Origin of the sequence: Achromobacter sp. GbtcB20 (assembly GCF_019091095.1) — a bacterium.
GTDB classification, from domain to species: domain Bacteria; phylum Pseudomonadota; class Gammaproteobacteria; order Burkholderiales; family Burkholderiaceae_B; genus Achromobacter; species Achromobacter mucicolens.
Map to the genome: position 1 here is coordinate 13,561 of NZ_JAGXJZ010000031.1, position 24,332 is coordinate 37,892.

General features: G+C 61.2%; 19 protein-coding genes and 1 pseudogene. 2 read left to right on the forward strand and 18 right to left on the reverse strand.

Annotated elements, in window-relative coordinates; all coding sequences use genetic code 11:
• Positions 1 to 32: 32 nt before the first annotated feature.
• The 7 genes from KVT32_RS25655 to KVT32_RS25685 form a co-directional block, all read right to left on the reverse strand.
• Entirely contained in the window at positions 33 to 854 is an 822-nt protein-coding gene (locus KVT32_RS25655) for an N-acetyltransferase (RefSeq protein ID WP_217619024.1), read from the reverse strand.
• A gap of 9 nt (positions 855 to 863) precedes the next feature.
• On the reverse strand, positions 864 to 1,664 hold the full coding sequence (locus KVT32_RS25660; RefSeq protein WP_217619025.1) for a ParA family protein: 801 nt from the start codon (positions 1,662 to 1,664) through the stop codon (positions 864 to 866).
• A complete protein-coding gene (rsmG, locus tag KVT32_RS25665) occupies positions 1,661 to 2,350 on the reverse strand; it encodes a 16S rRNA (guanine(527)-N(7))-methyltransferase RsmG (protein WP_056320584.1) in 690 nt (229 codons plus the stop codon). The genes KVT32_RS25660 and rsmG overlap by 4 nt, the downstream gene beginning before the upstream one ends.
• Positions 2,347 to 4,266 (reverse strand): tRNA uridine-5-carboxymethylaminomethyl(34) synthesis enzyme MnmG, encoded by a 1,920-nt coding sequence (gene mnmG / locus KVT32_RS25670; RefSeq protein ID WP_217619026.1) that lies wholly within the window; start codon positions 4,264 to 4,266, stop codon positions 2,347 to 2,349. The genes rsmG and mnmG overlap by 4 nt, the downstream gene beginning before the upstream one ends.
• A 2,025-nt stretch (positions 4,267 to 6,291) precedes the next feature.
• The gene (locus KVT32_RS25675; protein ID WP_175156988.1) at positions 6,292 to 6,438 is read right to left on the reverse strand and encodes a hypothetical protein; all 147 of its coding nucleotides are present in this window, start codon (positions 6,436 to 6,438) and stop codon (positions 6,292 to 6,294) included.
• Between the two features lie 869 nt (positions 6,439 to 7,307).
• A complete protein-coding gene (locus tag KVT32_RS25680; protein WP_056320589.1) occupies positions 7,308 to 7,514 on the reverse strand; it encodes a cold-shock protein in 207 nt (68 codons plus the stop codon).
• Between the two features lie 232 nt (positions 7,515 to 7,746).
• Complete coding sequence (locus KVT32_RS25685; protein ID WP_152383029.1) at positions 7,747 to 8,769, reverse strand: AbrB family transcriptional regulator; 1,023 nt, start codon at positions 8,767 to 8,769, stop codon at positions 7,747 to 7,749.
• Between the two features lie 114 nt (positions 8,770 to 8,883).
• Here KVT32_RS25685 and KVT32_RS25690 point away from each other — a divergent pair, with 114 nt between their 5' ends.
• Complete coding sequence (locus KVT32_RS25690; RefSeq protein ID WP_152383030.1) at positions 8,884 to 10,050, forward strand: pyridoxal phosphate-dependent aminotransferase; 1,167 nt, start codon at positions 8,884 to 8,886, stop codon at positions 10,048 to 10,050.
• Between the two features lie 152 nt (positions 10,051 to 10,202).
• Here KVT32_RS25690 and KVT32_RS25695 read toward each other — a convergent pair whose 3' ends face one another.
• The 5 genes from KVT32_RS25695 to KVT32_RS25715 all read right to left on the reverse strand — a co-directional run bounded on the left by KVT32_RS25695 (position 10,203) and on the right by KVT32_RS25715 (position 15,547).
• The gene (locus KVT32_RS25695) at positions 10,203 to 11,729 is read right to left on the reverse strand and encodes a tripartite tricarboxylate transporter permease (RefSeq protein WP_217619027.1); all 1,527 of its coding nucleotides are present in this window, start codon (positions 11,727 to 11,729) and stop codon (positions 10,203 to 10,205) included.
• On the reverse strand, positions 11,726 to 12,163 hold the full coding sequence (locus KVT32_RS25700) for a tripartite tricarboxylate transporter TctB family protein (RefSeq protein WP_152383031.1): 438 nt from the start codon (positions 12,161 to 12,163) through the stop codon (positions 11,726 to 11,728). Before KVT32_RS25700 ends, KVT32_RS25695 begins: the two co-directional genes overlap by 4 nt.
• A 115-nt stretch (positions 12,164 to 12,278) precedes the next feature.
• Positions 12,279 to 13,277, reverse strand: coding sequence for a tripartite tricarboxylate transporter substrate binding protein (locus KVT32_RS25705; RefSeq protein ID WP_142052149.1), 999 nt, complete (start codon positions 13,275 to 13,277; stop codon positions 12,279 to 12,281).
• Positions 13,278 to 13,395: 118 nt separating this feature from the next.
• Positions 13,396 to 14,880, reverse strand: coding sequence for a sensor histidine kinase (locus tag KVT32_RS25710; protein ID WP_371825617.1), 1,485 nt, complete (start codon positions 14,878 to 14,880; stop codon positions 13,396 to 13,398).
• Positions 14,870 to 15,547, reverse strand: coding sequence for a response regulator (locus KVT32_RS25715; RefSeq protein ID WP_217619028.1), 678 nt, complete (start codon positions 15,545 to 15,547; stop codon positions 14,870 to 14,872). The genes KVT32_RS25710 and KVT32_RS25715 overlap by 11 nt, the downstream gene beginning before the upstream one ends.
• A 489-nt stretch (positions 15,548 to 16,036) precedes the next feature.
• On the opposite strand from KVT32_RS25715, the gene KVT32_RS25720 reads away from it, so the two are divergent.
• A complete protein-coding gene (locus KVT32_RS25720; RefSeq protein WP_217619029.1) occupies positions 16,037 to 17,398 on the forward strand; it encodes a ClcB-like voltage-gated chloride channel protein in 1,362 nt (453 codons plus the stop codon).
• Between the two features lie 76 nt (positions 17,399 to 17,474).
• On the opposite strand, the gene KVT32_RS25725 is transcribed toward KVT32_RS25720, so the two are convergent.
• The 6 genes and pseudogenes from KVT32_RS25725 to KVT32_RS25750 all read right to left on the reverse strand — a co-directional run.
• On the reverse strand, positions 17,475 to 17,948 hold the full coding sequence (locus tag KVT32_RS25725; RefSeq protein WP_217619030.1) for a GNAT family N-acetyltransferase: 474 nt from the start codon (positions 17,946 to 17,948) through the stop codon (positions 17,475 to 17,477).
• Between the two features lie 16 nt (positions 17,949 to 17,964).
• The gene (locus KVT32_RS25730; protein WP_217619031.1) at positions 17,965 to 18,750 is read right to left on the reverse strand and encodes a DUF6708 domain-containing protein; all 786 of its coding nucleotides are present in this window, start codon (positions 18,748 to 18,750) and stop codon (positions 17,965 to 17,967) included.
• Positions 18,751 to 18,970: 220 nt separating this feature from the next.
• A complete protein-coding gene (locus tag KVT32_RS32210; RefSeq protein WP_227741325.1) occupies positions 18,971 to 19,777 on the reverse strand; it encodes a DUF6708 domain-containing protein in 807 nt (268 codons plus the stop codon).
• A complete protein-coding gene (locus KVT32_RS25740) occupies positions 19,777 to 23,049 on the reverse strand; it encodes a T6SS effector BTH_I2691 family protein (RefSeq protein ID WP_217619032.1) in 3,273 nt (1,090 codons plus the stop codon). The genes KVT32_RS32210 and KVT32_RS25740 overlap by 1 nt, the downstream gene beginning before the upstream one ends.
• Positions 23,046 to 23,993, reverse strand: coding sequence for a hypothetical protein (locus tag KVT32_RS25745; protein ID WP_217619033.1), 948 nt, complete (start codon positions 23,991 to 23,993; stop codon positions 23,046 to 23,048). The genes KVT32_RS25740 and KVT32_RS25745 overlap by 4 nt, the downstream gene beginning before the upstream one ends.
• A pseudogene (locus tag KVT32_RS25750) lies at positions 23,990 to 24,332 on the reverse strand (Rhs element Vgr protein); the annotation flags it as partial. The gene KVT32_RS25745 and the pseudogene KVT32_RS25750, both read right to left, overlap by 4 nt.

The window sequence follows — 24,332 nt, forward strand, 5'->3', positions numbered from 1 at the left end:
TTCCTTCTGTCTTTGTATCCTGAGCGCCGGGCTCAGGCGTCCGCCTGCTCGGCGGGCAGGCGGTACCAATACGCGTAACAGTCTTTGAATCCGTAGCGGTCATACAGGGTCCGCGCGGCGACGTTTTCCGGCTCGACCTGCAGATAGGCCGTCCTGGCGCCGCCGGCAGCCCCTTCGGCCAGCAAATGCTCCACCAGGACAGCGGCGTAACCTTTGCGCCGATGTCCCGGGTGGGTAACGATGTCGAACAGGCCGAGCAGGTCGCCTTCACGCACGGCCATCCCCGCAGCGACCACCTGCCCTGCCGCGTCGGTGGCGAGCACCGGCTGCTTATCCACAGCCAGACCGGCAAGGCGCGCGTGGTGTTCGGCGACGTGCGCAGCCGATGAGCCGCGCAGCGCCCCGACCGCCGCCGCAAAGCGCTCGGCATCGACCATGCTGAAATGCAGATCGCTCCTGACGCTTGCGCGGGGAGCGAGCGGCGTGCTCATGACGCGAGTCTCACCGGTGTAGAGATAACCGCGGGCCTCCAGCTCGGCGTCGAGCGAAAAATCGGGGCCGATGGAGGTGATGCGCAGCACCATGGGCAAACCCTGGCGCGCATACAACGATGAACAATACGCCAGCCGCTCATCCAAAGGACGTGTGGATAACCCCAGCACATTGACGCTTCGGACCCGCTTGGCCGGCGATTGGGCAAAACGCACAAGCCAGCCATCATAGATCACCTGCGCGCCCACGGCAGTGGCATTGAGCGCTGCGTCTTCCAGCCGCACGCGCAGCGCATCGCGCACGTCGGCGGGCGGCGTGGAGAGAGTTGGCTGTGGCGGAAAAAAGAGCGCGGCGTCGGGCATCGGGGACGGCTAGTTCAGGTCTTTCCTGACGCGTTCGATCATTTCGGCCCCGAACGAGATGTACGCCTGCGCGCCGCGTGACGCGCGGTCGTACACAACACCCGGCATCCCGTAACTGGGTGCTTCGGCCAGACGCACGTTGCGCGGCACGACGGTCTTGAAGACCTTGTCGCCGAAGTGCGATTCCAGCTGCGCGGACACCTGCTGTTGCAGCGTCATGCGCGGGTCGAACATGACCCGCAGCAAACCGATGACGCGCAGGTCCTCGTTGATGTTGCGATGCACGCGCTTGATGGTGTTGACGAGGTCCGACAGGCCTTCGAGCGCGAAATATTCGCACTGCATGGGAATGATGACGCCATGCGCGGCAGCCAGGCCGTTCAAGGTAAGCAGGGACAGCGTGGGCGGGCAGTCGATGAGCACGAAGTCGTACTGGGTCGCGACGGTGTCGATGGCGGCCTTCAGTTGGCGCTCACGCTGTTCCATCTGCACCAGATCGATTTCGGCGCCGGACAGTTCGCGGTTGGCCGGCAGCACGTCGTAACCACCGGACTCGGACTTCACGCGCGCCTGCTCGATCGAGGTCTCGCCGATCAGCACCTGATACAGATTGGACTCCAGCGAGTTCTTGTCGATGCCGCTGCCCATCGTGGCGTTGCCCTGCGGGTCCAGATCCACCAGCAGCACGCGCTGATTGTGCGTGGCAAGACCCGCCGCCAGGTTGATGGCGGTCGTCGTCTTGCCCACGCCGCCCTTCTGATTGGCAATGCAGAAAACGCGGGCGGATGTGCTGGGGGGTATGTTCTTCATAGGGTTCCTTGACTGCGGCGCATCCAGATCAGGCAGCGTTCTGCTTGCAGCTCCGGCACCTGGAGCGGCTGAATATGGTCGACTTGCCATTCCCCGCGCGCGTGCAGCGCCTGGATTTCTTCTTCGGGGACCTTGCCCTTCATGGCGACGAGGGTACCATTCTTGGCTACATGGCGACCCGCGAGTTGCGCAAAATCATCCAATGATGCAAACGCTCGCGAGGTGACGATGTCGCACTCGGCGGGATCCAGCGTTTCAATGCGCGCGTGCCGCGATTGCAGGTTGGGCAAACCCAGCGCGCCGCTCATCTGGCGCACGAACGCGGTCTTCTTTTCGACGGCGTCGACGCACGTCACGGACCAATGGGGCTGCATAATCGCCAGGACGACGCCAGGCAGGCCGCCGCCCGATCCGACGTCGAACACCTTGGCTGGCGCGTCGGGCGCGGCCAGCGCCTCGCTGAAGGGTTTTACGGCCGCGAGACTGTCGAACAGATGCTGCACGAGCATCTGCTGCGGATCGCGAATGGCGGTCAGGTTGTACGTGCGATTCCAGCGCTGCATCTGCGCCAGGTAATTGAGCAGTTTGGCGATGGCGTCATCGTCGGGACGCAGGCCGAGCTGCTCGCATGCACGAGTGAGTCGGCCGGCCATGTCGATGCCGGCCTGATTGGCGGGCGCGCTCATGCCGCTTGCTTGCGCGAGCCGTAATGCAGGCGCTTCAGATGAATGAGCAGGAGCGAGATGGCGGCCGGCGTGACGCCGGAAATGCGCGCGGCCTGGCCGATCGTTTCCGGACGATGCGTCTTGAGCTTCTGGCGCACTTCAAAGGACAGGCTGGTCACAGCGTCGTAATCCACGTCCGCCGGGATCGGCTGTTGTTCATGGGCGATGTGCTTTTGCACTTCGTCCTGCTGGCGCGCGATGTAGCCGGCGTACTTGACCTGGATCTCGACCTGTTCCGACAGCACGTCGTTTTCAACGACCCCCGGGCCAGCGAGCAACGTGCCATCGGCGTTTTGGGCGCCCATCAAGGCTTCGTAGGAAACGTTAGGCCGTTTCAGCAGGTCAGCGAGTGAGTACTCACGTTCAATTGCCTTGCCAAGCAGCGGTTCGGCGACCTCGGCCGGCAGCAGGCGCGGATTCACCCATGACGACTTCAAGCGCTCGACTTCGGCCGCCACCGCGTCGCGCTTACGGTTGAAGGCATCCCAACGCGCATTGTCGACAATTCCGAGCTGCCGGCCGATTTCGGTCAGGCGTAGATCGGCATTGTCTTCGCGCAGGCTAAGACGATATTCGGCGCGCGAAGTGAACATGCGATAGGGTTCGGTTACGCCGCGGGTGACCAGGTCATCGACCAGCACGCCGAGGTAAGCCTCATCGCGGCGCGGGATCCACTGCTCGCGTTCCTGCGCCTTAAGGGCCGCATTCACGCCAGCCAGCAATCCCTGCGCGGCGGCTTCTTCGTAGCCGGTGGTGCCGTTGATCTGGCCGGCGAAGTACAGACCTTCGATGGCCTTGGTCTCGAGCGTGCTCTTGAGTCCACGTGGATCGAAGTAGTCGTACTCGATGGCGTAGCCGGGCCGCATGATGTGCGCATTCTCCAGCCCGGGCAGCGAGTGGATCAGATCAAGCTGCACGTCGAACGGCAAGCTGGTGGAGACGCCGTTGGGATACACCTCGTGCGTGTCCAGCCCTTCCGGTTCAAGAAACACCTGGTGGGACTGCTTGTCGGCGAACCGGTGGATCTTGTCTTCGATGGACGGGCAATACCGCGGACCCACCCCTTCGATGACGCCGCTGTACATCGGCGAGCGATCCAGACCGGCGCGAATGATGTCGTGCGTGCGCGCGTTGGTGTGGGTGATCCAGCACGGCAGCTGGCGCGGATGCATGGCCACGTTGCCCATGTACGAAAACACGGGAATCGGGTCCAGGTCGCCGGGCTGCTCTTCCAGGATGGCGTAGTTGATGGTGCGCCCGTCAATGCGAGGAGGCGTACCAGTCTTGAGGCGGCCTTGGGGAAGCTTCAGTTCCTTCAGGCGCTGACCCAGCGAAATAGCCGGCGGGTCGCCAGCGCGTCCGCCCGAATAGTTCTGCAGGCCAACGTGGATCAGGCCGTTCAGGAATGTGCCGGCGGTCAGCACCACCGTCTTGGCCCGGAACTTCAGGCCGACCTGCGTCACAGCGCCGACAACACGATCGCCCTCCACCATCAGGTCCTCAACCGCCTGTTGGAACAACCACAAATTCGGCTGGTTCTCGAGGCGACCGCGGATGGCCTTGCGATACAGCACACGATCTGCCTGCGCGCGCGTGGCACGGACAGCCGGCCCCTTCGAGCCGTTCAGGATTCGGAACTGGATGCCGGACTCATCCGTGGCCAGTGCCATGGCCCCGCCGAGGGCGTCCACCTCTTTGACGAGGTGGCCCTTGCCGATTCCGCCGATGGACGGATTGCAAGACATTTGGCCAAGGGTCTCGATGTTGTGCGTGAGCAGCAGCGTCTGTGCACCAGTACGGGCTGCAGCCAGCGCCGCTTCGGTGCCGGCGTGGCCGCCACCGACGACGATGACATCGAATTCGCGGGGATAGTCCATGATGGGGGGAAGGTAAAGAAGAGAGCGTTCGGCGCTCATTATAGAGGCAGGGGTTGCATGTTTCACGTGAAACATTTCTGGGAGTGTGTTTTGTGCCAATGGGCCTTTGTCGGGTACCGCGAGACCTCGTGGGGCGGCGGGCGGAAGAGTCTGAAAGTATCGGCATCTGCCGGTGTCGTCGGCTGATGTTCCACGTGAAACATACCCGTCGCTTGTCGACTGAGTACGCCGCAGCAACGCTCTTGCGTTGTTTCACGTGGAACATTCATTTATTAAGGACTGGGTGATTCGTGTAGGTGGCCAGATGCATCGGCGCGAGGGCTGAAGCCCGCACCTATAGCGCCTGCTCCGCCACATCCCGAAGGTGAAGGCCGAGGACCTGTTGGTCGAGCCCAGCAGGCGAGTCTTGGTAGAACTGGGCAATAGGCATCGGAGTGTTTCACGTGGAACATTACGCGGAGCATGATCGACTCGCCAGCGAGCTTCCATTCGTCCATCGTTTTACCCTACGGCTAGCTCCATACTTATCTTCCCTCGCCCACCGTCAGCATCGTTGCGCATAGGACGAGTAGTCGGGTTTGAGAACCCAAGGCGCGCGGGGCCGCTTCGTTTGCACCACACCATGACGTCACGCTTTAGACAGCAGAGGCTGCCGTCAGCTGTACAGAGCTCAGGTAAGTCCGCCAACCGCCCGTGCGTTCGGAATTGAGGCAATCAATCCTCGCTTCACCGTGCGCCTATCCGGGCTGGGGACCAACGGGTGTTTCACGTGAAACAAGCGCTTAGCTCCAGGCGGTTGCCGATGGGGTACATCGCTATGTGGAAGTCATACGGGCCAATCGATGCGAAATGGTTAGGTGAGATGGATGTCGAGATGTACCTCGAGTACCTGAGACGCCTTCTCCAGCCGAAGCCAGATGCGCACCACTGATGTTCAACACCATCCAATGTTTCACGTGGAACACTGGTCACCGAGACCGTCGTGGTTAACGTCGATGTACTCGATGCTACCTAGCCTTCTATTGTTTGAACCAGCGTTCGGTCGTCCCACCCAAAAATTGGTGTTCTGTCGGGGATCGATATGGCTGCGGCATTCGACGATGCTCGCGCCCAATAACAGCACGGCTGAGCTAGCGTGGACGCGTGGCATTTTTTGGGGCACAAACCGCCCGGCGCCCCACAACCTGAAGTCGTGGTCTCGAAAGCCTGCCGAACCTACCGCCACTCGTGCCCCGCAAAGACGGCCGATGTTTCACGTGGAACACCTAAGGCATAGATTCTGCAGTGGCGGGCGGCTATGTTCCACGTGAAACACCCAACGCAGCCGGCGTCTATCCCGCCGCAACATCTCACTTTCCGCGGGAGGGCCACAACAATACGCAGCGCATCGACCAGCAGCGTGTGACACAGGAAAAGTAAGAAAGCGGAAAAAAATCGATTTATGACACCCTACCCTACCCCTAGCCCAAAAAAACGAATATTTCGGACCACAGCGGTTGGACAAAACCTCAGCGGTTGATTCGAAAGCCGCATTAAAGTTCCCCGGGGTAGCCAACCAGGCAGCTAATTGCGGCAAGCGAAACGGTTCTCACGTTCCGTTCCGACGGCCGGCAGCATGAAGCGCAAACACGGGTAGATGCAAAGCGAACGGCAAGCGGGAACCATGAAGCATGCGTTCCCCGCGTAAAACCCAGGGCTTATCCACAGACAACGGTTAACCGCAGCGCACTATGAAAAGGTTCGAATTGCTCAACGCCAGACTCGGGTTACGCACATTCTTATCAACAGGCCGTCAAGGGTGCAAGCCAGTACACGCTATTGCATTGAAGACCCGTGCGTACCATCGACAACAGCAAAAGCCACCGAAGGCCAAACTCCAGCGGGTTCCCGCAACACCAGCAGACACGGCTGGGTTCAACGGCTCTCTTATCCACAGCACCTGCAGCACGCTCTACTGACGTCGGCCTCATATCCACATCTCGTTGATGGGCATGCTCATGCCAGCGCGGACTGCGGCTACGCTGATCAAAATCGGCGGCGTACATCGGCATGTTGCTGCCGGCCGCCTTGAGCAAACTCGCCGCGCAGATTACTGGGGGGCACGTTATTCACAAAATTATCCCCACCCCAGAAATCCACTGAAACGCACATGCCCAGGGCATCGATCTTCATTGACCCGACAATCATCTTGCTCGGTCTCTGCCACCGGCGCCATCATCCATATGGCCGAGACGACAACACTTCATGTGAAACGCTGTGGAAAAGTCGGCGGAAGAAGTTCTATGAGCAATTCTCCGCGCGACTAGTGCGCGCAGGCAACGTTGGGATAATCCAGTGCCCGGCTCTTGTCTGACCCTCTGGAATCAGCGATGCAACGTGGCGCGCCAACCGCTTGATGAAGCTCGTCGTGCTTACGCCAGGCGTCGGGATGATTCCGCAATTTCCGTTCCCGGACCCTAACCCTTTCGGCGATATCCCCACTTCTATCCACAGGCGCAGACGGCCAATTTGGACTCCAGAAGGCGTAATTCTGTGCATAACCGGGATGGGGATATCTTTGTGAACAACAGACAGGATTCAGGCCCGGACGCGCCAATTACAACCCGAAAATCGCGCCTGTCAGCGCAAGAAAGCGCCGGCAGGCCAGCGGAAAATAATGCGCAAATCCCCGAGTTTCCCTATGAGAACGCGGATTAAACCCTCTCTGCAGCGCTCGGACGCAGGCAAAATGATTATTCACGGGAAACCCAATCGGGTCGCCGTGATTGATGCAGATATCTGTGCAAAACCGGATTGACCATGACCCGAATGCTTCATTACTGAGCATCAAAATCAACGGCCCCGGAAATAATTATCCACAGAGTTATCCAGTGGTCGAGAATATGTTAGTAAACACTAACACCGCGTGTTTTTAGTGGGCAGGACCGGACTGCAAGGCGCCGCAAAACGGAAGGCCAAATGAAACAACGCCCCAGACCGGGAGGTCTTGGGGCGTTGTAGCCAGGCCGGGCCTGGCGGACGGGAAATTGGGATTTCCCGATTTAGAGCGGGCGAATGTCGGCCGCTTGAGGTCCTTTCGGACCATCCTTAACTTCGTATTCGACTTCCTGGCCTTCGTTCAGGCTGCGATAGCCGCGACCCTGGATGGCGGAAAAGTGTGCGAACACATCGGTGCCGCCCACGTCCGGCGTGATGAAACCGAAACCCTTGTCAGCGTTGAACCACTTGACTTTGCCCTTCTGAGCCATTTTCTCTAGCGTCCTGTAATTAAATCGAAATGCAATGAATCAAGGACGCCGTGCGAACTGAACGATCGGTGCAAAACCAGTGTTCCCGCTTGTCGCCAGAGCGGCAGACCGAGTCCGCGCGCTGCTTGAATCAACTGCGGAATCAGCATACTCATCCGGCATTACCGAGTCATATAGTTGTTTACCCCAATGTCGCTTTTTTTCACTGGAACGGCAATACCGCCTGGCGGAATTAGCCTTGCCGACGGGCCAGAATCGCGTAAATGGGACCGGTCACGATCACCACGAAAACCATGCGCGTGACGTGAAAAGCGGTCACCACCGGAACGCCCAATTGCAGCACTTTGGCGGTGATGGCCATCTCTGCTATGCCGCCGGGTGTCGTGCCCAGAATCAGCGTGGGAATTGGTGCGGCGGACCATAGCGAAAGCAAGGCGCCCACGCCAAATGCAAGCGCCAGCGCAAGGATCGTGAAGCCCGCCACCGCCGCCATGAATCGCGGTGCGGCACGAAAGAAGTCGGGGCGATAACGATCGCCCAGCGACCAGCCGATAAGGAGTTGCCCCGCCTTGGGCACAAAGTCCGGCAACGCGGATAGCTCTATGCTCGACGCGGTGAGAATCATGGCGACAAGCATGGGCCCCAGCACCCAGGGATTGGGCAGCCGAAATTTCGTGAAGGCAGCGCCACCCACGATGGTCAGGGCCACCAGTGCCGCAAGCCCCAGCGCATGCACATCGCGCGGCCCCGGCACGGTCGGATCCAGCCCCGCCACGCCCCACCACTGAAAGATGAAAGGCACGGTGACCACCACCAGCAAGACGCGCACGCTGTGCGCGGTGGCCACGCGATCGATCCTCGCGCCGTGACGCTCGGCCAGGTTGGCCATTTCGCTTGCACCGCCGATGGCCGATGAAAACCACGCGGTCTTGAAGTCCACATCGGTATAACGACGCAGAATCGCGGTGCCCAGAAATGCGAGCGCCAGCGCAAACAACATGCCGGCAATGATGGGGCCGGCGTTGCTGCCGATATGTCCGATGACCTGCGGCGTGAAGTACAGCCCCAGCGAGGCGCCGATGACCCACTGGCCCGCATTGCGAGCTGGCCTCGGGCACGCCGTTCGCAATCCGGCAATCCGGGTGGCCGCGGTCAATAGCAGCGCGCCCAACATCCACGGCAGCGGCATGTGCGCCCACACCGCCAACAACGCGCCGATCAGCGCAATACAAAATCCGGCCAGCACTCGGGCCATCCTGTTCTGAACCACAATCCCGTCCGCGTTGGAAACTGTCGAAAATGGAATTATGAGTTAGTGGGATACTTACGAGAAATTTCCTCGGCTACCCGTGTTCACTTCGCGTCCAACATGATCCGCTCCAAACTCCCCGACGTCGGCACCACCATCTTCACCGTGATGAGCCGCCTGGCCATCGAGCACAAGGCCATCAACCTGGGCCAGGGCTTTCCTGACTTCGATCCGGACCCTGCGCTCTGCGCGCTTGTCACCAAGGCCATGGCAGACGGGCACAACCAGTACCCGTACATGCCTGGCGTCGCGCCGCTGCGCGAGGCCATCGCTGCCAAGACGCGGGATCTGTACGGCCATGCCTACGATCCCGAAACCGAGATCACCGTGACCAGCGGCGCCACCGAAGCGCTGATGGCTACCGTGCTGGCGGCGGTGGGCAGCGGCGACGAAGTGGTGGTGATCGAACCGTGTTATGACTCGTACCTGCCGGCGATTCGCCTGGCCGGCGGCACCGCGGTCCCCGTGCCGTTGCGCGCACCGACCGAAGCCGATCCGTACTACCGCATCGACTGGCAGCGCGTGCGCGACGCCATCACGTCCAAGACCCGTCTGTTGATGCTGAACTTTCCGCACAATCCCACAGGTGCAGTGCTTGAGGACAGCGACCTGGATGCGCTGGAAGCCATCGTCCGGGACACGGGCGTGCTGCTGGTGTCGGACGAGGTCTACGAACACATCGTGTTCGACGGCAAGCCGCATGCCAGCGTGGCGCGGCGCCCGCTGCTTGCCGAACATGCGTTCGTGATCTCTTCGTTTGGCAAGACGTACCACACCACCGGATGGAAGATCGGTTATTGCTGCGCGCCGCGGCACCTGAGCGCCGAACTGCGCAAGGTGCATCAGTTCATGGTGTTCACCGTGCCCTCGCCCATGCAGTTTGCGCTGGCCGAGTTCATGCGCGATCCCAAGCCCTACCTCGATCTGCCGGCGTTCTACCAGGCCAAGCGCGACCGTCTTTCGCAAGGCCTGGCCAAGACGCGCTTCCGGCCGCTGCCCAGCCCCGGCACGTTCTTCCTGCTGGCTGACTACAGCCAGATATCGAAGCAGAACGAAGCCGACTTCGCGCGCGACCTGACCGTCAATCATGGCGTGACCGTGATTCCCGTGTCGGCGTTCTACCGCCACCCCGATGCGCCCGAATCCAATCATCGGATCGTGCGCTTCTGCTTTGCCAAGAAGGACACGACGCTGGATGCGGCGCTGGAGCGCTTGAAGCAGGTCTGACATTCAATATATGAGCAAAAGCTCATATATGAACGGGCGTGCCACCTTGTGCGGCACGCCTGAAAAAAAGGGGCGCCGAAAGGCGCCCCTCAACGTTTGCCGGCCTGGATTTGAGCCGGTGTGCGCACCGTCAGGGGCGCATCACCGCGCCATCAGACCGGCCCAGCGGCAACCTTTCTTGCGGCCCGCACACGACGCAGGACCTGCGGCACGATCACGACCGCCGCCGCGTCCGTCCACAGCGCAATCGAGACCGGGCTGGCGAACAGCACACCCACGTCGCCATCCGTCATCGACAGGGCGCGGCGCAAGTTCTGCTCCATCATGTTGCCCAGCACGACGCCCAGCACCAGCGGCGCCATCGGCACGCCGAACTTACGCAGGAAGTACCCAAGCGTGCCAATGCCCGCCACCAGCAGCAGATCGAACGTGCCGGCGTTGATTGCATACACGCCGATGTAGCTGATGCACAGAATGCCCGGCACCATCAGCCAACCCGGCACCGACAGCACTTTGGAGAACAAGCGGACCAGCGGCACATTCATCACGAAAAGCAATACGTTCGCCACGAACAGCGAGGCGATCAGCCCCCACACCAGCTCAGGCTTGGTGTCGAACAGCACCGGTCCCGGCGTGATGTTGTAGAGCGTCAGCGCACCCATCATCACGGCGGTGGTGCCGGAGCCGGGCACGCCCAGGGTCAGCATCGGCACGAACGAGCCGATGGCCGAGGACGTCGCGGCGGCTTCCGGCGCGACCAGGCCGCGCATGTCGCCCTTGCCGAATTTGGCATCGGGATCCTTGGCCTCGATGATGCGCTTTTCCTGCGAATAGGCGACGGCCGCGGCCACGCTGGCGCCAGCGCCGGGCAGCACGCCCACGCCGAAGCCGACCAGCGCGCTGCGCACGACGCTCCACCACGTGAATGCCATCTCTTTCAGGTTGAACAGCTTGCGCCCGCTGGGCTTGACCTCGACGCTGTGGCCGGCCACTACCCTTTCAAGCATTTCCAGCATCTCGCTGACCGCGAACAGCGCAATCACCACCACGACGAAATCGATGCCGTCGGCCAAGTGGACGGACTCGAAGGTATAGCGATACACGCCCGAGTTCGCGTCCACGCCCACCACGGAAATGGACAGACCGATCATCGCGGCCAGCACTCCCTTGACTGGTTGCTTGCCCAGCAGGCTGGTCAGGCAGCAGAACGCAAAAATCATCAGCACGAAGTATTCGGCGGGGCCAAACGCGAGCGCCCATTTCGCCAGCATCGGCGCAAGCAGGATGATGCCCACCACCGACACGATCGCCCCAAAGAAAGCCGACCACGCGGAAAGCGTCAACGCCACGTTGGCCAAACCCTGCCGCGCCAGCGGGTAGCCATCCAGCGTCGTCATGATGGCGCTGGCTTCGCCCGGCACGTTCAGCAGGATCGCGGTGATACGGCCGCCATACTCGGCGCCCACATACACCGCGGCAAGCAGGATCAGCGCCGTTTCCGGCGGCAGGTTCATGGCGAAGGCGATGGGGATCAGCATGGCCACGCCGTTGACCGGCCCCAGCCCTGGCAGCACGCCCACCATGGTTCCGATGAAGGAGCCGATGGCCGCGACCAGCAGGTTCGTCAGGGAAAAGGCGACGCCAAAGCCTATCGACAGATGATCGAGAATGCCGCTCATATCAGGTTCTCCAGCAGTCCGCCGGGCAGGACGACGTCCAGCACCTTGTCGAACAGCACGAAAAAGAAAAGACTCATCACCACGCCGCCGATCGCGCACTTGATCCAGCTGCCGCCAAAAAGGCGTCCCACGAAGATCGTCATGAGCGAGGTCGCGATCACGAAGCCCAGCCACTGGAAGAGAAAGGCGTAGGCGGTGGCAAATACCACCATCAGCGCGATACGTCCGTTGGCGCCGGCCGGATTGCGCTCGACAGCGGCGCCGCCCTTGTAGATGAGCCACAACCCGCACAGGCCGATGATCAGCGCCACGAGCAGGGGAAAGGCGCGCGGGCCGACGGGTTCGTAGGCGAAGGGCGCCTCGATGCTCCAGCCGGCGGCCGTCATGAAGACGGCCAGCGCCAGGGCGGCAATGCCCAGGATTCGATCATTCATGGTCCAGGTTTCCGTTCAAGTCGGATTGCGCGGCGCAGCGGGCCCTGCCGCCGCCCCAGGCGGGCGGCAGGTGTGTCCCTTGCGGGCGCGGTCGGGAATCAGCCTGGCGGCTGGCTTACTTTTTGATCAGGCCGAAGGTGTCGGCGAGCTCGCCGTACTGCTTGACCTGGTTCTTCACGTAGGCGTCCAGTTCGGGGCCGGTCTTGTTGAAAGGGAACAGACCCTGCTGCTGGCGCAGCTTCTCGAACTCGGGCGCGGCCGTGGTCTTGTTGAATGCGTCGACCCAGAACTGGTAGTCGCTGTCGGACACCTTGGGACCGACGTAGAAACCGCGGATGATGGGCCAGACGATGTCGTAGCCCTGTTCCTTGGCGGTGGGCACCGAGCCCAGCTTGCCCGGCAGGCGCTGGTCGTTGAAGACGGCCAGCACGCGGATGGGGGCGCCCCCCTCAAGCATGGTGAAAGCTTCGGCGGCGTCGCCCATGTAGGCCTGGATATGACCGCCGCGCAGCGCCGTCACGGCCTCGCCGCCGCCTTCGAACGCGACAAAGCGCATCTTCTTGAAGTCCACGCCCGCCGCCTTGGCAGTCAGCGCCGCCTTCATCCAGTCCTGGCTGCCCACGGTGCCGCCCGCGCCCAGCACGATCTTGGTCGGGTCCTGCTTGAAGGCTTCCATCAGGCCCTTCAGGTCGGTGTACGGCGAATCGTTGCGGACAACGGCCACGCCATAGTCGGTGCCGATCGCGGCCAGCCAGCGCACGTCGTTGACGTTGTACTTGCCGAACTTGCCCTGCGCCAGATTGAGCAGCGAGCCGCCGGAGAACGCGACGATGGTGCCCGGCTCGTTCGGATGCTGGGCGACGATGTTGTTGTACGCCACCGCGCCGATGCCCCCGGGCATGTAGACGATGCGCATCGTGTTCTTGAGCGCGCCGCTTTGCTTCAAGCCTTCGGTGGCCAGGCGGCAGGTCAGGTCGAAGCCGCCGCCGGGCTGTGCCGGGGCGATGCATTCCGGACGGCGGGGCTCGTCGGCGGCATGCGCCGCGCCGAGGGACAGGGTGATGGCGCCGAGCGCCGCCAGGGCTGCGATGCGCAGCTTCAGACTCGTCTGCATTCTTGCGTCTCCAGGATTTATAGGTCTAGGTATTGCTGGCAGCGGCGCGGCGGCGGTCGATCGCATCCCACGGCTCCAGTGGACGCCACCGTACAAAATCGAACCTTTCCATAACCTTTCAATTCCGGCCGATTTCGTGACGCGGCGCAGCATCCGGGCCCTTTTCCAGGGAAAACACCAACGCCGCCCGCAATCCCGGCTGCCCATTCCGGTTCTCCAGCACGAGACGCGCCCCCAGGATTTCGGCAATCGTGCCCACGATCGCCAGGCCCAGGCCAGCGCCGGAGGTGTTCTTGCCCGCCGCGCCCCGCCGGAACCGCACGCAGGCCCGGGCAATGTCCTCGTCCGACATGCCGGGACCGTCGTCTTCCACGGCAAGGCGGGCCTGGCTGGCGTCCGCGTCGATCCGGACTGTGACCACGCCGCCCGCGGCCGCATACCGGATGGCGTTGTCCACCAGGTTGCTGACCGCCTCGCGCAACAGCCACTCGGCCCCGCTGACCACGACAGGCCTGCGGTCGGCTTCCAGCCCGATGTCCAGTTGCCGGGCGCGGGCATTGGGTAATTGGGTGCGGATCACCGCGTCCGCCAGCTCAACCAGGTCCACCTGTTCGGGTGCCGAACCGCCTTCGGCCAGCGAGGCGTCTTTAGCGCGCGCCAGGGCGAGCATCTGGTTGGTGGTGCGTACGGCCCTGTCCAACCCCTCTTGCATCGCCAGAAGGGCTGTACGGACCTCCTGGGGGTCTGTTTCGCGCAGGGCATAGGCCATCTGGGTCCGCAACACCGACAAAGGCGTGCGCAACTGATGCGATGCGTCGTCCAGGAACTGCGCCTGCACCCTCCCCAAGGCCGCAAAACGGGCCATATGGAGATTTACGGCCGCCACCAGGGGTAGGACCTCCCCCGGCATCTCGGACGCGCTGACGGGGCTTAAATCGTCTGCAGACCGGCCTTTGACTTCCTGACGCAGACGCTCCAGGGGACGCAAGGCCATGAAAACGCCCAAAACGATCACCAGGACGCTGATGAGGATCACGGCAAGGTCCCGCTCCACCGAGCGCACCAAAACCTTGTGAAGGAACGCCTCGCGGCTTTCCAGGCCCTCTGCGACCTGCACGATGACCCTGCCGCCCCGGTTGGCATACAGCGGCGGATCCATGGGCCGCGCCAGCGCCGCCACCCTGACGGGCTGCCCCTGAAATGTCGCATAGAAAAACCGCGGCTCGCCCGAGACGAGGGGTTGGTCCGGCAGGGGCAACCCGGGATGGCCGATTTCGGCCAGCCCGTCTTCCGTGGCTACCCGGTAGAACACGCTGCCGTTGGCTGTCAGCTCGAAAAATTCGAGCATCAGATACGGCTGCTCCATGGCTAATCCACCGCTGGCTGTGGATATGTTGTGGTCGATCGCGCGCAGCGCGCCGGCAAGAGACCGGTCATAGGCAATGTCGACCTGGTTGCGCAACTGGTGGTTGGACAGCCACAGCGCGCCCATCATCACGAACACCAGGGTCGGAATCAGCCACCAGAGCAGTTGCGTCTTGAGGGTCCGGGCGCGTTTTTTTGCCGAAAAATCAACGCCGTTTTGCGGACTTCTAGTTGTCAACAAGGTTCTCCAGGCAATACCCCATGCCGCGCATGGTCACGATTTGCACACCGGTATCCGCCAATTTCTTGCGCAACCGGTGAACCAGAACCTCGATGGCTTCCAGGTTGACGTCCGCATCGTCGGTGGGGATGCGGTCAAGGATCTGCTGTTTGTTGATGGGTTCACCGCTTTTCTGGATCAACACCCGCAGTACCGCGTGTTCACGTGGGGATAACTGCAAAGGCTGTCCGCTGACGGTGAATTTTTGCGCGGAAGTTTCAAAAACCAGGTTTCCCAGCGTCAGGCGGGGATGTTCGCGGCCGCGGCTGCGGCGAATCAGGGCAATCAGGCGCGCCTCCAACTCTTCCACAACAAAGGGTTTCGGCAGGAAATCGTCCGCTCCCTCGTGAAGTGTTCCGATCCGCTCGGCCAAGGAATCGCGCGCGGTCAAGACCAGCACCGGCGTACGGTCGTCCCGCGCGCGAATCTTCGCCAGCAAAGCATGGCCATCCATGCCGGGAAGTCCCAGATCCAGGATCACCGCATCGAAATCTTCCATGGCCAGCCTTCTTTCGGCGACCAGTCCGTCATCAGCCCACTCCACGACGAAGCCGGCATGTCTGGCCAGGCTTCTGGACAGCCAGCGGGCAAGTTCAGCTTCATCTTCGATCAAGAGGATACGCATGGACGCAGTCCGGGGGGCGGTGGATGGGCGGAATGGGAAAGCATGTTTGGCTTTTCCTTTTTTTTTCTTTATATAAAGACTAATGATTAATAAGGGCTGTGGATAACTACCTTAACCTTGAAAACCTCTTTACTTTCATTGCCTTGCGTCCGTTTTTGCCTGTGCAAGAACTCTGTGTGGGAAAAAAGCTGAAGTTGGACAAGATTTTGGACCTCGTCCGAAACCCCGGCTTGTTCAACTTGCCTCCACAACATGTGCACAACAGCGCTACTTAGGAGTTATCCACAGGCCTCTTATGGCAACCGAGCCTTGAAAAGGGCCCTTTTACCCCGGAAAACCGCCCTTCGCCTACCCTGATTTTTGCCCTTGCAGCGCCTCAAAACGGGCCGCTAAGCGACGTTCGGAATCGGGGATTCGGGGGGAGACGCGTACGGACCGCTGACGGTGAACTGAACAAAAAGTGAGCAGAATCCGCCGTAGAATCCGGCCATGGATAGCGACTTGAAACTGCGTCGACCGGCCTGGGCCAGACGGTTGAGACGCGGACTTTTGGCAGAAAATCTGGCCTTGACGTTGTGTGCGGCCGCGTTGGTTGGTGCCCTGGGTGCGCTGTCAACGGTGGTGTTTCGCGAACTGCTGGGCTGGATGCAATTGTGGGTGGGAGGCGGCGAGGTTCCCCACGGCATGGTGTCGCTGGCGCGGGGACTGGATCCCTGGCAGCGGTTTCTGATGCCAGCGGCCGGGGGCGCGATCGCCGGCCTGATCCTGCAGGCGGCCACCCGATGGCTGCCCCGGCGCGGGGCCGCCGACTATATGGAAGCCATTTCCATCGGACGTGGCGTCATCGGCTTTCGCCAGACGGTCGCGCGCAGCCTGTCCTCCATTTTTTCGATCGGTTCCGGCGCATCCATTGGCCGCGAGGGGCCGATGGTGCAACTGGCAGCAATGTGCGCCTCGTTGACGGGCCGCTATCTGGTGCTGGCGCCCCGCCATCTCAGGCTGCTGGTGGCCTGCGGCGCCACCGCAGGCATCACCGCGGCGTACAACGCGCCGATCGCGGGCGCGGTGTTCATTTCCGAAATCGTGTACGGCGTGATTTCAACGGCGACGCTGGTGCCGCTGGCCGTCGCTTCTGTTGTCGCCAACATCGTGACGCGGCAGGTGCTGCACTACGACGCGGTCTTTCAGATGCCGCATTTCGAGTTTGTGTCCGGCTGGGAAGTGATCAATTACTTGGGACTTGGCCTCATCGCCGGCCTGGCCGCACCCCAATTCCTGCGGTTCCTGGACTTGTCCCGCGCGGCGTTTCGCCGGTTGCCGTTTCCGATCTGGGCCAGGATGGCGGCAGGCGGGCTGGTCGTGGGGGCGCTATCCGTGATCGATCCCGCGGTGTGGGGCAACGGCTACAGCGTGGTGAACAGCATGCTGCATACGGATTGGGCATGGCAGGCGGTCGCGGCTCTGCTCTTGCTCAAGACATTGGCCACGGCGGCCAGCGTCGGGTCCGGCGCCCTGGGCGGCGTCTTCACGCCGACCTTGTTCGTGGGGGCGGCGCTGGGCGCGTTGTACGGGACCGCGCTGCAGGGCCTGTTTCCAGCCGGCAGCCTGTCGGCCGTGTCCAGTTATGCGGTCGTGGGAATGGGGGCGCTGTTGGCCGCCACCACGCATGCGCCGCTGATGTCGATCTTGATGATCTTCGAGATGACGCTGAGCTATGAAGTCATGTTGCCGCTGATGCTGGCGTGCATGACGGGATACGTGATTGCGCAGCGCATCCGGCCGGCGTCCGTCTATGCGAAATCGCTGGCGAACAACAGGATTTCCGCTCACCTGATGGCAAAAAAAAGGTAGACCGATAAATTACGAGTAAAAGCTCATATATTCGGTTTGTCTATTTTTGTGCGGCGGAGAGTGCTGCAAAAACCCCTTATACAAGGGGTTTTTGCATGAAAACGCGGTTCAGCCCGATCTCCGTGGCGCGGTGCGTTTCCGCATAGCCGCGCCGTGTGTAGATGGCGATGTTCTCGGTCATCGCTTCCTGCGTGTAAAGCCGGATCCGTGAAAAACCGGCGCGGTGCGCGGTGTCTTCGGCCCATTGCAGCAGTGTCCGGCCGTGCCCTTTTCCTTGCGCGGTTGGCGACACGGCGATGTTGTCCAGCAGCATGCAGCCGTCGTCGGGTTCTGGAATCAGCACGATGAGGCCTTCGATGCCAGCGTCCGATTCCAGCACATGAACCACGCCTTGCGCGACGCGCGCCGGATAGTCGTCCAGCATGGGGCCGGGCGTGGCGCCGTTGCGTGCGATGTAGGGGGAGTAAGCCTCGCGGACGATGAGCTCGATGCGGGCGACATCGGCGGGTGTCGCGGCGCGGATACGAAAGGGGGTGGGATTCGTATTCATGACGACGCGCTTCCGGTTATTTTCCCGATGCAAAAGCGATAGGTGCAATCTGACCGGTCGAATCTAGCACGGAGTTCATCTCCGGTGCCGTTCGAGATTCAAGATCCATATCCGCAGGCCACTGGACTCTGGGAGCCAGGCGCAAGGCGATGTTGTAGGGAGCGACGTCGTTGGCGTCACGCGGTTCGGCGTGATCGGGGTCGAGGCCGTTGATGCCGTTCTGCATGTAGGCGCACACGTACGCCCAGAAGTTCGAGGTGTTGGCAGCGTCGGTGTTTAGGTGGAAGCGCGCCACGACATTGTTCGTGCCGGGTTTCACCACCGCGATGGAGACGCCTTCTTTGATGATGAGCCCGCCGCTAGGCGTCGCGCCACGGACTTTCCACTTCTCTGCTCGCAAGTCGTCCCAGTCGTAACTCGTCGTGGTGACGCATCCGCGATCGAAGGGATTCCACCAGACTGATTGGAAGTCGTAGACGTATACCTTGCGACGTAGGCGATTGAAGCGGAGCGGAAGATCGCGGGGTGGAGATACGTCGGCACGATAGAAAATGCACGCTGCCCAAACGCAGAGCGCAATTGCGCTCACGTGAAGAAGAAAAATGCCTGCAACTTCAAGCGTTAGAACGCCAGACGCCTTACTCGTCATATAAATGTCCCATCCGGCGAAGGCTAGATACCGGATACACATGAACGAGGTCAATAGTGAGGCGTAGAAGATCGCACCGCGAATGCTCAAGGCGTTACGGGCGAACTCGACATACGTCTCATCCATATGCGTCGGTGGCTGCCATAGCAGCATTGGGGGCTCGTCAAGCGGGTCATTGGGCCCGGGCAGATCGCGTTGCCAACCGAGGCAGGGGCGATTCAGTTGAGGTTTCGCCAACAGAGTTCCTTAGAAGTGTCGATGGCGGCGAAGTGGGCGTTCGCCAATCAAATGTACCGGGGCTGTGGAGCTGCAGTGGCGGGGTGGCGAGCGGGCCCTTCTGGCAAGCGAATCCAGTCCTAGGCCTCGACCGCCTTCACGGTGCAGTTCGAGATTCAAGATCCATATCCGCAGGCCACTGGACTCGGGGAGCCAGGCGCAAGGCGATGTTGTAGGGAGCGACGTCGTTGGCATCACGAGGTTCGGCACGATCAGGGTCGAGCCCTTTAATGCCGTTTTGCATGTATGCGCACACGTAGGCCCAGAAATTGGAGGTGTTCGCAGCGTCGGTGTTCAATTGGAAGCGCGCCACGACGTCGTTCGTGCCGGGTTTCACCACCGCGATGGAGACGCCTTCCTTGATGATGAGCCCGCCGCCCGGAGTCGCGCCGCGGACTTTCCATTTCTCTGCGCGCAGATCGTCCCAGTCATAACTCGCCGTCGTCACGTACCCGCGTTCGAAGGGATTCCACCAGACTGAATGGAATTCATAGACGTAGGCCTTGCGGCGTAGCCGATTGAAGCGAAGCGGGAGATCGCGGGGTGGGGAGACCTCGGCACGGTAGACTACAAACGCTGTCCAGCCGCCGATCAGAATTGTCCCGACGACCAGTAGCAAGATGCCTGCAACCTCAAGAGTGACACTCGTGGCCCTCGCAGTCGTCGCATAAATGTCTTTGGCGGCAAAGCCTACGTGATAAAGAATTGTCCAAGCGATCAGCAGCAAAAAGTAAAAGCAGACTCCGCGAATGCTCGACGTGTTCCGAGCGAACTCGACATACGTTTCATCCATATGCGTGGGCGCTTGCCACAGCAACAAGGGCTGCTCGATTGGGGGGGAATTGGGACCCGGCAGATCGCGCTGCCAGCCGACGCAGGGGGGATTCAGTTGAGGTTTTGCCATTAGAGTTGCTCCGTCATCTCAATGGCGGCGAAGCTTGAGCTATCGTTTTTGTCTGGCCAGAACGCCACAATCAAAGTTGCCGATTTGATATTGTTGAGGGAATCCAGCAAGTACCGACCACTAAGGACTGGCCGAGAGGGGGTCGGTTTAGTCTCGCTGTCCAGCGTGTAATCCGGCCTATTCAAGGTGGAAGCAGGCCTCGGGGGGACTAGATCGTTGATTTGCCCGGATGCCACGACATGGGAGGACAGATAGGGGCTACGTTTCTCGCCTTGTGCTAGAGCAAATCGCGCGATGGTCAGCGTAAAGCGGTATCGGGATTGTTCGGCATCAAATCCAGGCAGAGTTGCGCTGTAAACAAGGGCGTTCGTTTTCTCTAAAGAGCCTCCGTTCTTGAGAACCTCTATGTCTTCGATGTAGAGCTCATCTATCGGTCTCACACTTCTTTCAATAGTGAAACGAAGGTCTACTTCCATGCCGAGCACTGCTGCATTGAGTGCGGCAATGGCGACGTCCATGTCGCCTGGATTGCGCCAGCGATCATTGCTTTTTGCCTGGCCGAAGTAGCATCGCCAAGCCCAATTCTCGAAGGAGTCGGATTCGAGGCCTCGTGCTAATTGCGATGTCCCGAAGGCAACAAGTCCGACAGCAATTCCTAGACCCAATCCCCCGAACAGCGACAGTGCCCCGGCAGATCCCAAAAAAATCAGGATTGCGCCAAAAATTGATATGCCTCCGGCAAATATGTACGTATGGGTGGCACCTACATCACCAACTTTGGATACGCGCAAAGCAGCACGAAAACTAGCACTAGCATCCGCAATCCCCGCCAAAGCCGAAATCGCTCCACCCACCATCACCATCTTCGACCCCAACCCGACAACGCGCGTGAGGACAGGAGTTTTCTCCACACCCCAGCGCAGCACGAACCCTCGGGCAGCGTCCGCCGGAACCCTCATCGCCAGCCCGGCCGCCTCAACACTCGCTCCCATGAAGCCCAGCGCCACGCTATAAAACGCCGCCACGGCCTCCGGATGCTTTGCCCCGACTTTCGCATCCAGGTCAGCTAACGTGCTTTTCAAGCTGTCCTGCAGAAAATACAGGCCGATGAAAGACAAGCCACCATCCACGCTACCCACGGCCAAGTTCTTCAAGCTCGCAAAGGTGCTGCCGGCGACACGACGAGCCCCCGCCGCGCCAACTTGCAGGCCCTCGAGCACCGCGGCGGCAGCGGGTTCCAGATTCTTCAGGCCGGCGTTGACCTGGCGTAGCGCAAACTTGGCTTCTCTGTTGATCTCTTGCCCAAGCGCGCCAGCAGCCTGCCTGATATCCTGCGCGCCCTCCTTGGCCTCTTTGCTGAAATCCAGGATGCGCTTCTTGACCTCTTCTGCAGTTCCATGCGCCCATAGCGTGACGTCGATGAGCACATTGCGGACATTGGCATTCGGGATGGTGATCAGACTGCCCAGCAACATCGCACGTGCCCGTTTGCCGGCGGCCTTTTGGGCGGAGTTGGCGTGCTCGCGAATCTCGCTCGACAGCAGCTCGAAGCACTCCCCCACCGTGAGCTGGATGGTGACCTGGGTGAACCTGGCCTTACCGTACAGCCAGGCGGCGCCGGACTGGAGGTTGTCTAAAGCCGCCTTGGCGCCGATGCTCAGGGTGCTTTCGAGGCGATTACTCGCATCGTGAATGGCCGCCAACAACTGATCGGCAGATTCAACAACGAGCGTCCGGCGCCAATCGCTTCCCTCCTTGCTCGTGGCGACCATTTTTATCGCGTCATAGTATTTCTTGCCTGCCTCCGAGGGCATCGCGTCCGAGAACAAGGGTTCGAACGCCTGCTGCAAGTCGGTGTATTGCCCATTGAGCGCGATGTAGGCTGGACTACCTGCGTCGGACAGCAGGTCTTTCCATGCCTTGCTGCTAGGCCCCAACGCTTGCGGCGTGGGCTTTTCGCCGGGTTGGCTCTCGTCCGCCGGCGTGGTCGGCTGTGGCGGGGCATCCGTGATGCCGCCCGCGAGACAAGCCGCGGTGGTGCTCAGGCGGCATTGCTGCGAACGCGCATCGGCGTCCGCATAGTCCAAAGCCATGATCCGTCGCCAACTGGCGCCAGCCACCAGGTCGGCCCAGTCGGTTGCATAAGCGTCGATCTGCTTTTGAAAGCGGTCGTCTTCCTTGTCGTACGCATCCTGAAAAGTCTTTCGTCCTGCAGGGCCGGTTTCCCAGTAACGATCTTCTAGCCGGGCCATGCGACGCCCGGTCTCGCGATTGACCACGCCAGCACGTTGTTGTGCGGGGTCATGGAATACGGGCGGGACGCCGGATTCGCTGGACGTCCAGTAGTCGCTAGGTGGTGGCGCCGGCGGGTGTGCAGCCTCTACCTGCTGGGCGATGTAAGCTTTGATTCCGAGCAGGCACTGCGAGGTGAGGTAGGCATACCGCCGTGTTGGCTCTTCACGCCACCGCTGGCGCATCGTGTTGACAGAAAGACGCAGGCTGTTGAGCTCTGCGGCCATGCCCACCGGATCGGGCAGGATGAGTCCCGCAACCCCCTTCGCAAGCCCATGCTGCTTTTCGAGCATGCGCAATTGCGCCTGCATGGCTTCAAGGCGGGCATGACGGGGATGCCAGTCATGAACGCTACCGAAGTCGTGCGTGGCGATGGCGTACTCGGCGACATGCTGGGCAAGATCATCACCGTGCTCAAGGGCAAGCGCCTGGTTGCCACCAGTCGGATCCTGCTTGAGCGTGAGCAGATTGATCACCCTGAACCGCTGCCGATAATCAGCGGGCAGTGCCTTTCCATCAGCGTGCTTGCCGGTGCGGTAGGCATCGAGTGTCGCCTTCGGCCAAGGGTCCTGTGAAAACGCGATCCAGGCCTGCTTGTGCGCTGCGGTGTCGATGTTGATGAATGCCGAGCGCAGATCGTGTCCGGCGTCCAGGCAAGCTTTGGCTAGGGGCTCGGGCGCCGCCCGTGGCATGGAGAATGGATTGAACTGGCGCAGATAGCCTTCCGGGGTGACCTGATAGGCATGCCAGATTTCTTTGTCCAGCAGCACATAGACATACCCCTGGCGCAATACACGCAATGCGGTCTGAATGGATTCGTGACTCAGTGCGCCATGTTGCTTGAGTCCGTCTGTGAGCGGCATGACTGCAAGCCGTAGCGGCAGGATCGGTAAGCCGGTACGTTCACACGCGCTGCACGTGCCGGTGGGATTGGGCGCCGCCTGGCGCCGTGCCTGGGTCAGGGTCTTGCTGATGCTCATGTGTAGTTCGCGGCGGGAGGTAATGACGCAACGATGCGCTGCCACGCAAAGTCGTCGTAGTTGTCAAAACGCGCTTGCAATGTGGACTGCCCTGCGACGGCGGCTTGGATGTCGTCCTGTATTTCTGGATGCCGTGGCAGATGGGGATGAATGAAGACGCGATGCATGCACAGGTCGATGATGTCGGCGCTCAGGCGCAAGCGTGAGTTCTGTGCGTCACGGATCATCCGGAAAGCGTGCACGGCGGCCTGGGGCGGAAGAATCGTGGTGCCACGCCAGCGCATTGGGGCATACGTCACGGGGAATCGGAGCGCGGCGCGCCAGACATCCAGGAAATCGCTGACGAGCGGTGCAAGTTGCAGTGCCTGTCGAACGAGTGGAGGGGCATCCGAGCCGGCTTCGGTGGGGGAGCCGCGAAGTAAGGTGAAGGCGCCCCAGCTGGTCGGGCAAAGCCAACGTTTGACGGGCCACAGCAGAGCAGGAAAGGCGTGTTCCATTGATGCCGCGAGCAGTTCAAGCCGCAACGGCTCGAACCACGGCGTCATGCGTTTTCCAGCTATAGGCACGACGACATCCAGGCAGCGCGCAGTCAAGTGATCGGCGAGCGCAGCGAGGGATTGATCACTGGTCAGCCATCCGCACACATAGCGCTTTTTATAGCTGGCATCATCACGCGCGGAACGTTCGGTGGCTGCGAGCAGAGAAATGTCCGCGGCACCTTCTGGCGCGGCCAGCTGTATAAGCGCCGGGCACGCGTCGGGCGTATGGGCAAGGTCTGGCCGGATGACGCGTGCGATCGCCTGTTCGCCCAACGCGTGGGTTAGCGACTGAATGCTAAGGGGATCTTGTGGCTCGCCCGGCGCTAGCGGGTCCAGCAAGAGGTAAAGATAGTCGCTGGGGGCGCGTTCGAGACGGGCAAACGCTTGTACGACGCTCTGCATCATCTGGCGCGCTCCAGACAATCAGAAAGTGCGCCTTCCAGAACCTCGCAGCCCAAAGCCAGTTCATTTCCGCCGCCGCCCCCCTGCATCTTGAGCGGACCTTTAACCTGGATGGAGATAGCGTCAAGGGTTATGCCGGTGCTATCTATTCGAATGGTTCCACCCGGCCCTTTAATGATGAGCGCTTCTCCAGCATGCAGAGAGTAGTCCCTTGTCCGACGGCGGATGGCCTGGCCCGCCCGCAGTTCCGCTCGCCCCTCCACGCTCTGCTCCTGGTGCCCGCCAATACTCACCCAGTGATTCGCCACCGTCTTGTCGCGGCGGTTGTTGCCCACTTCCTCG

Coding starts and splice junctions, on each gene's coding strand:
- KVT32_RS25700 (WP_152383031.1), bottom strand. CDS start 12,163: ATGAATGATCGAATCCTGGGCATTGCCGCCCTGGCGCTGGCCGTCTTC.
- KVT32_RS25660 (WP_217619025.1), bottom strand. CDS start 1,664: ATGAAGAACATACCCCCCAGCACATCCGCCCGCGTTTTCTGCATTGCC.
- mnmG (WP_217619026.1), bottom strand. CDS start 4,266: ATGGACTATCCCCGCGAATTCGATGTCATCGTCGTCGGTGGCGGCCAC.
- KVT32_RS25720 (WP_217619029.1), top strand. CDS start 16,037: ATGGATAGCGACTTGAAACTGCGTCGACCGGCCTGGGCCAGACGGTTG.
- KVT32_RS25690 (WP_152383030.1), top strand. CDS start 8,884: ATGATCCGCTCCAAACTCCCCGACGTCGGCACCACCATCTTCACCGTG.
- KVT32_RS25680 (WP_056320589.1), bottom strand. CDS start 7,514: ATGGCTCAGAAGGGCAAAGTCAAGTGGTTCAACGCTGACAAGGGTTTC.
- KVT32_RS25745 (WP_217619033.1), bottom strand. CDS start 23,993: ATGATGCAGAGCGTCGTACAAGCGTTTGCCCGTCTCGAACGCGCCCCC.
- KVT32_RS25655 (WP_217619024.1), bottom strand. CDS start 854: ATGCCCGACGCCGCGCTCTTTTTTCCGCCACAGCCAACTCTCTCCACG.
- rsmG (WP_056320584.1), bottom strand. CDS start 2,350: ATGAGCGCGCCCGCCAATCAGGCCGGCATCGACATGGCCGGCCGACTC.
- KVT32_RS25705 (WP_142052149.1), bottom strand. CDS start 13,277: ATGCAGACGAGTCTGAAGCTGCGCATCGCAGCCCTGGCGGCGCTCGGC.
- KVT32_RS32210 (WP_227741325.1), bottom strand. CDS start 19,777: ATGGCAAAACCTCAACTGAATCCCCCCTGCGTCGGCTGGCAGCGCGAT.
- KVT32_RS25715 (WP_217619028.1), bottom strand. CDS start 15,547: ATGCGTATCCTCTTGATCGAAGATGAAGCTGAACTTGCCCGCTGGCTG.
- KVT32_RS25740 (WP_217619032.1), bottom strand. CDS start 23,049: ATGAGCATCAGCAAGACCCTGACCCAGGCACGGCGCCAGGCGGCGCCC.
- KVT32_RS25675 (WP_175156988.1), bottom strand. CDS start 6,438: ATGAAGATCGATGCCCTGGGCATGTGCGTTTCAGTGGATTTCTGGGGT.
- KVT32_RS25725 (WP_217619030.1), bottom strand. CDS start 17,948: ATGAATACGAATCCCACCCCCTTTCGTATCCGCGCCGCGACACCCGCC.
- KVT32_RS25730 (WP_217619031.1), bottom strand. CDS start 18,750: ATGCTGCTATGGCAGCCACCGACGCATATGGATGAGACGTATGTCGAG.
- KVT32_RS25695 (WP_217619027.1), bottom strand. CDS start 11,729: ATGAGCGGCATTCTCGATCATCTGTCGATAGGCTTTGGCGTCGCCTTT.
- KVT32_RS25685 (WP_152383029.1), bottom strand. CDS start 8,769: ATGGCCCGAGTGCTGGCCGGATTTTGTATTGCGCTGATCGGCGCGTTG.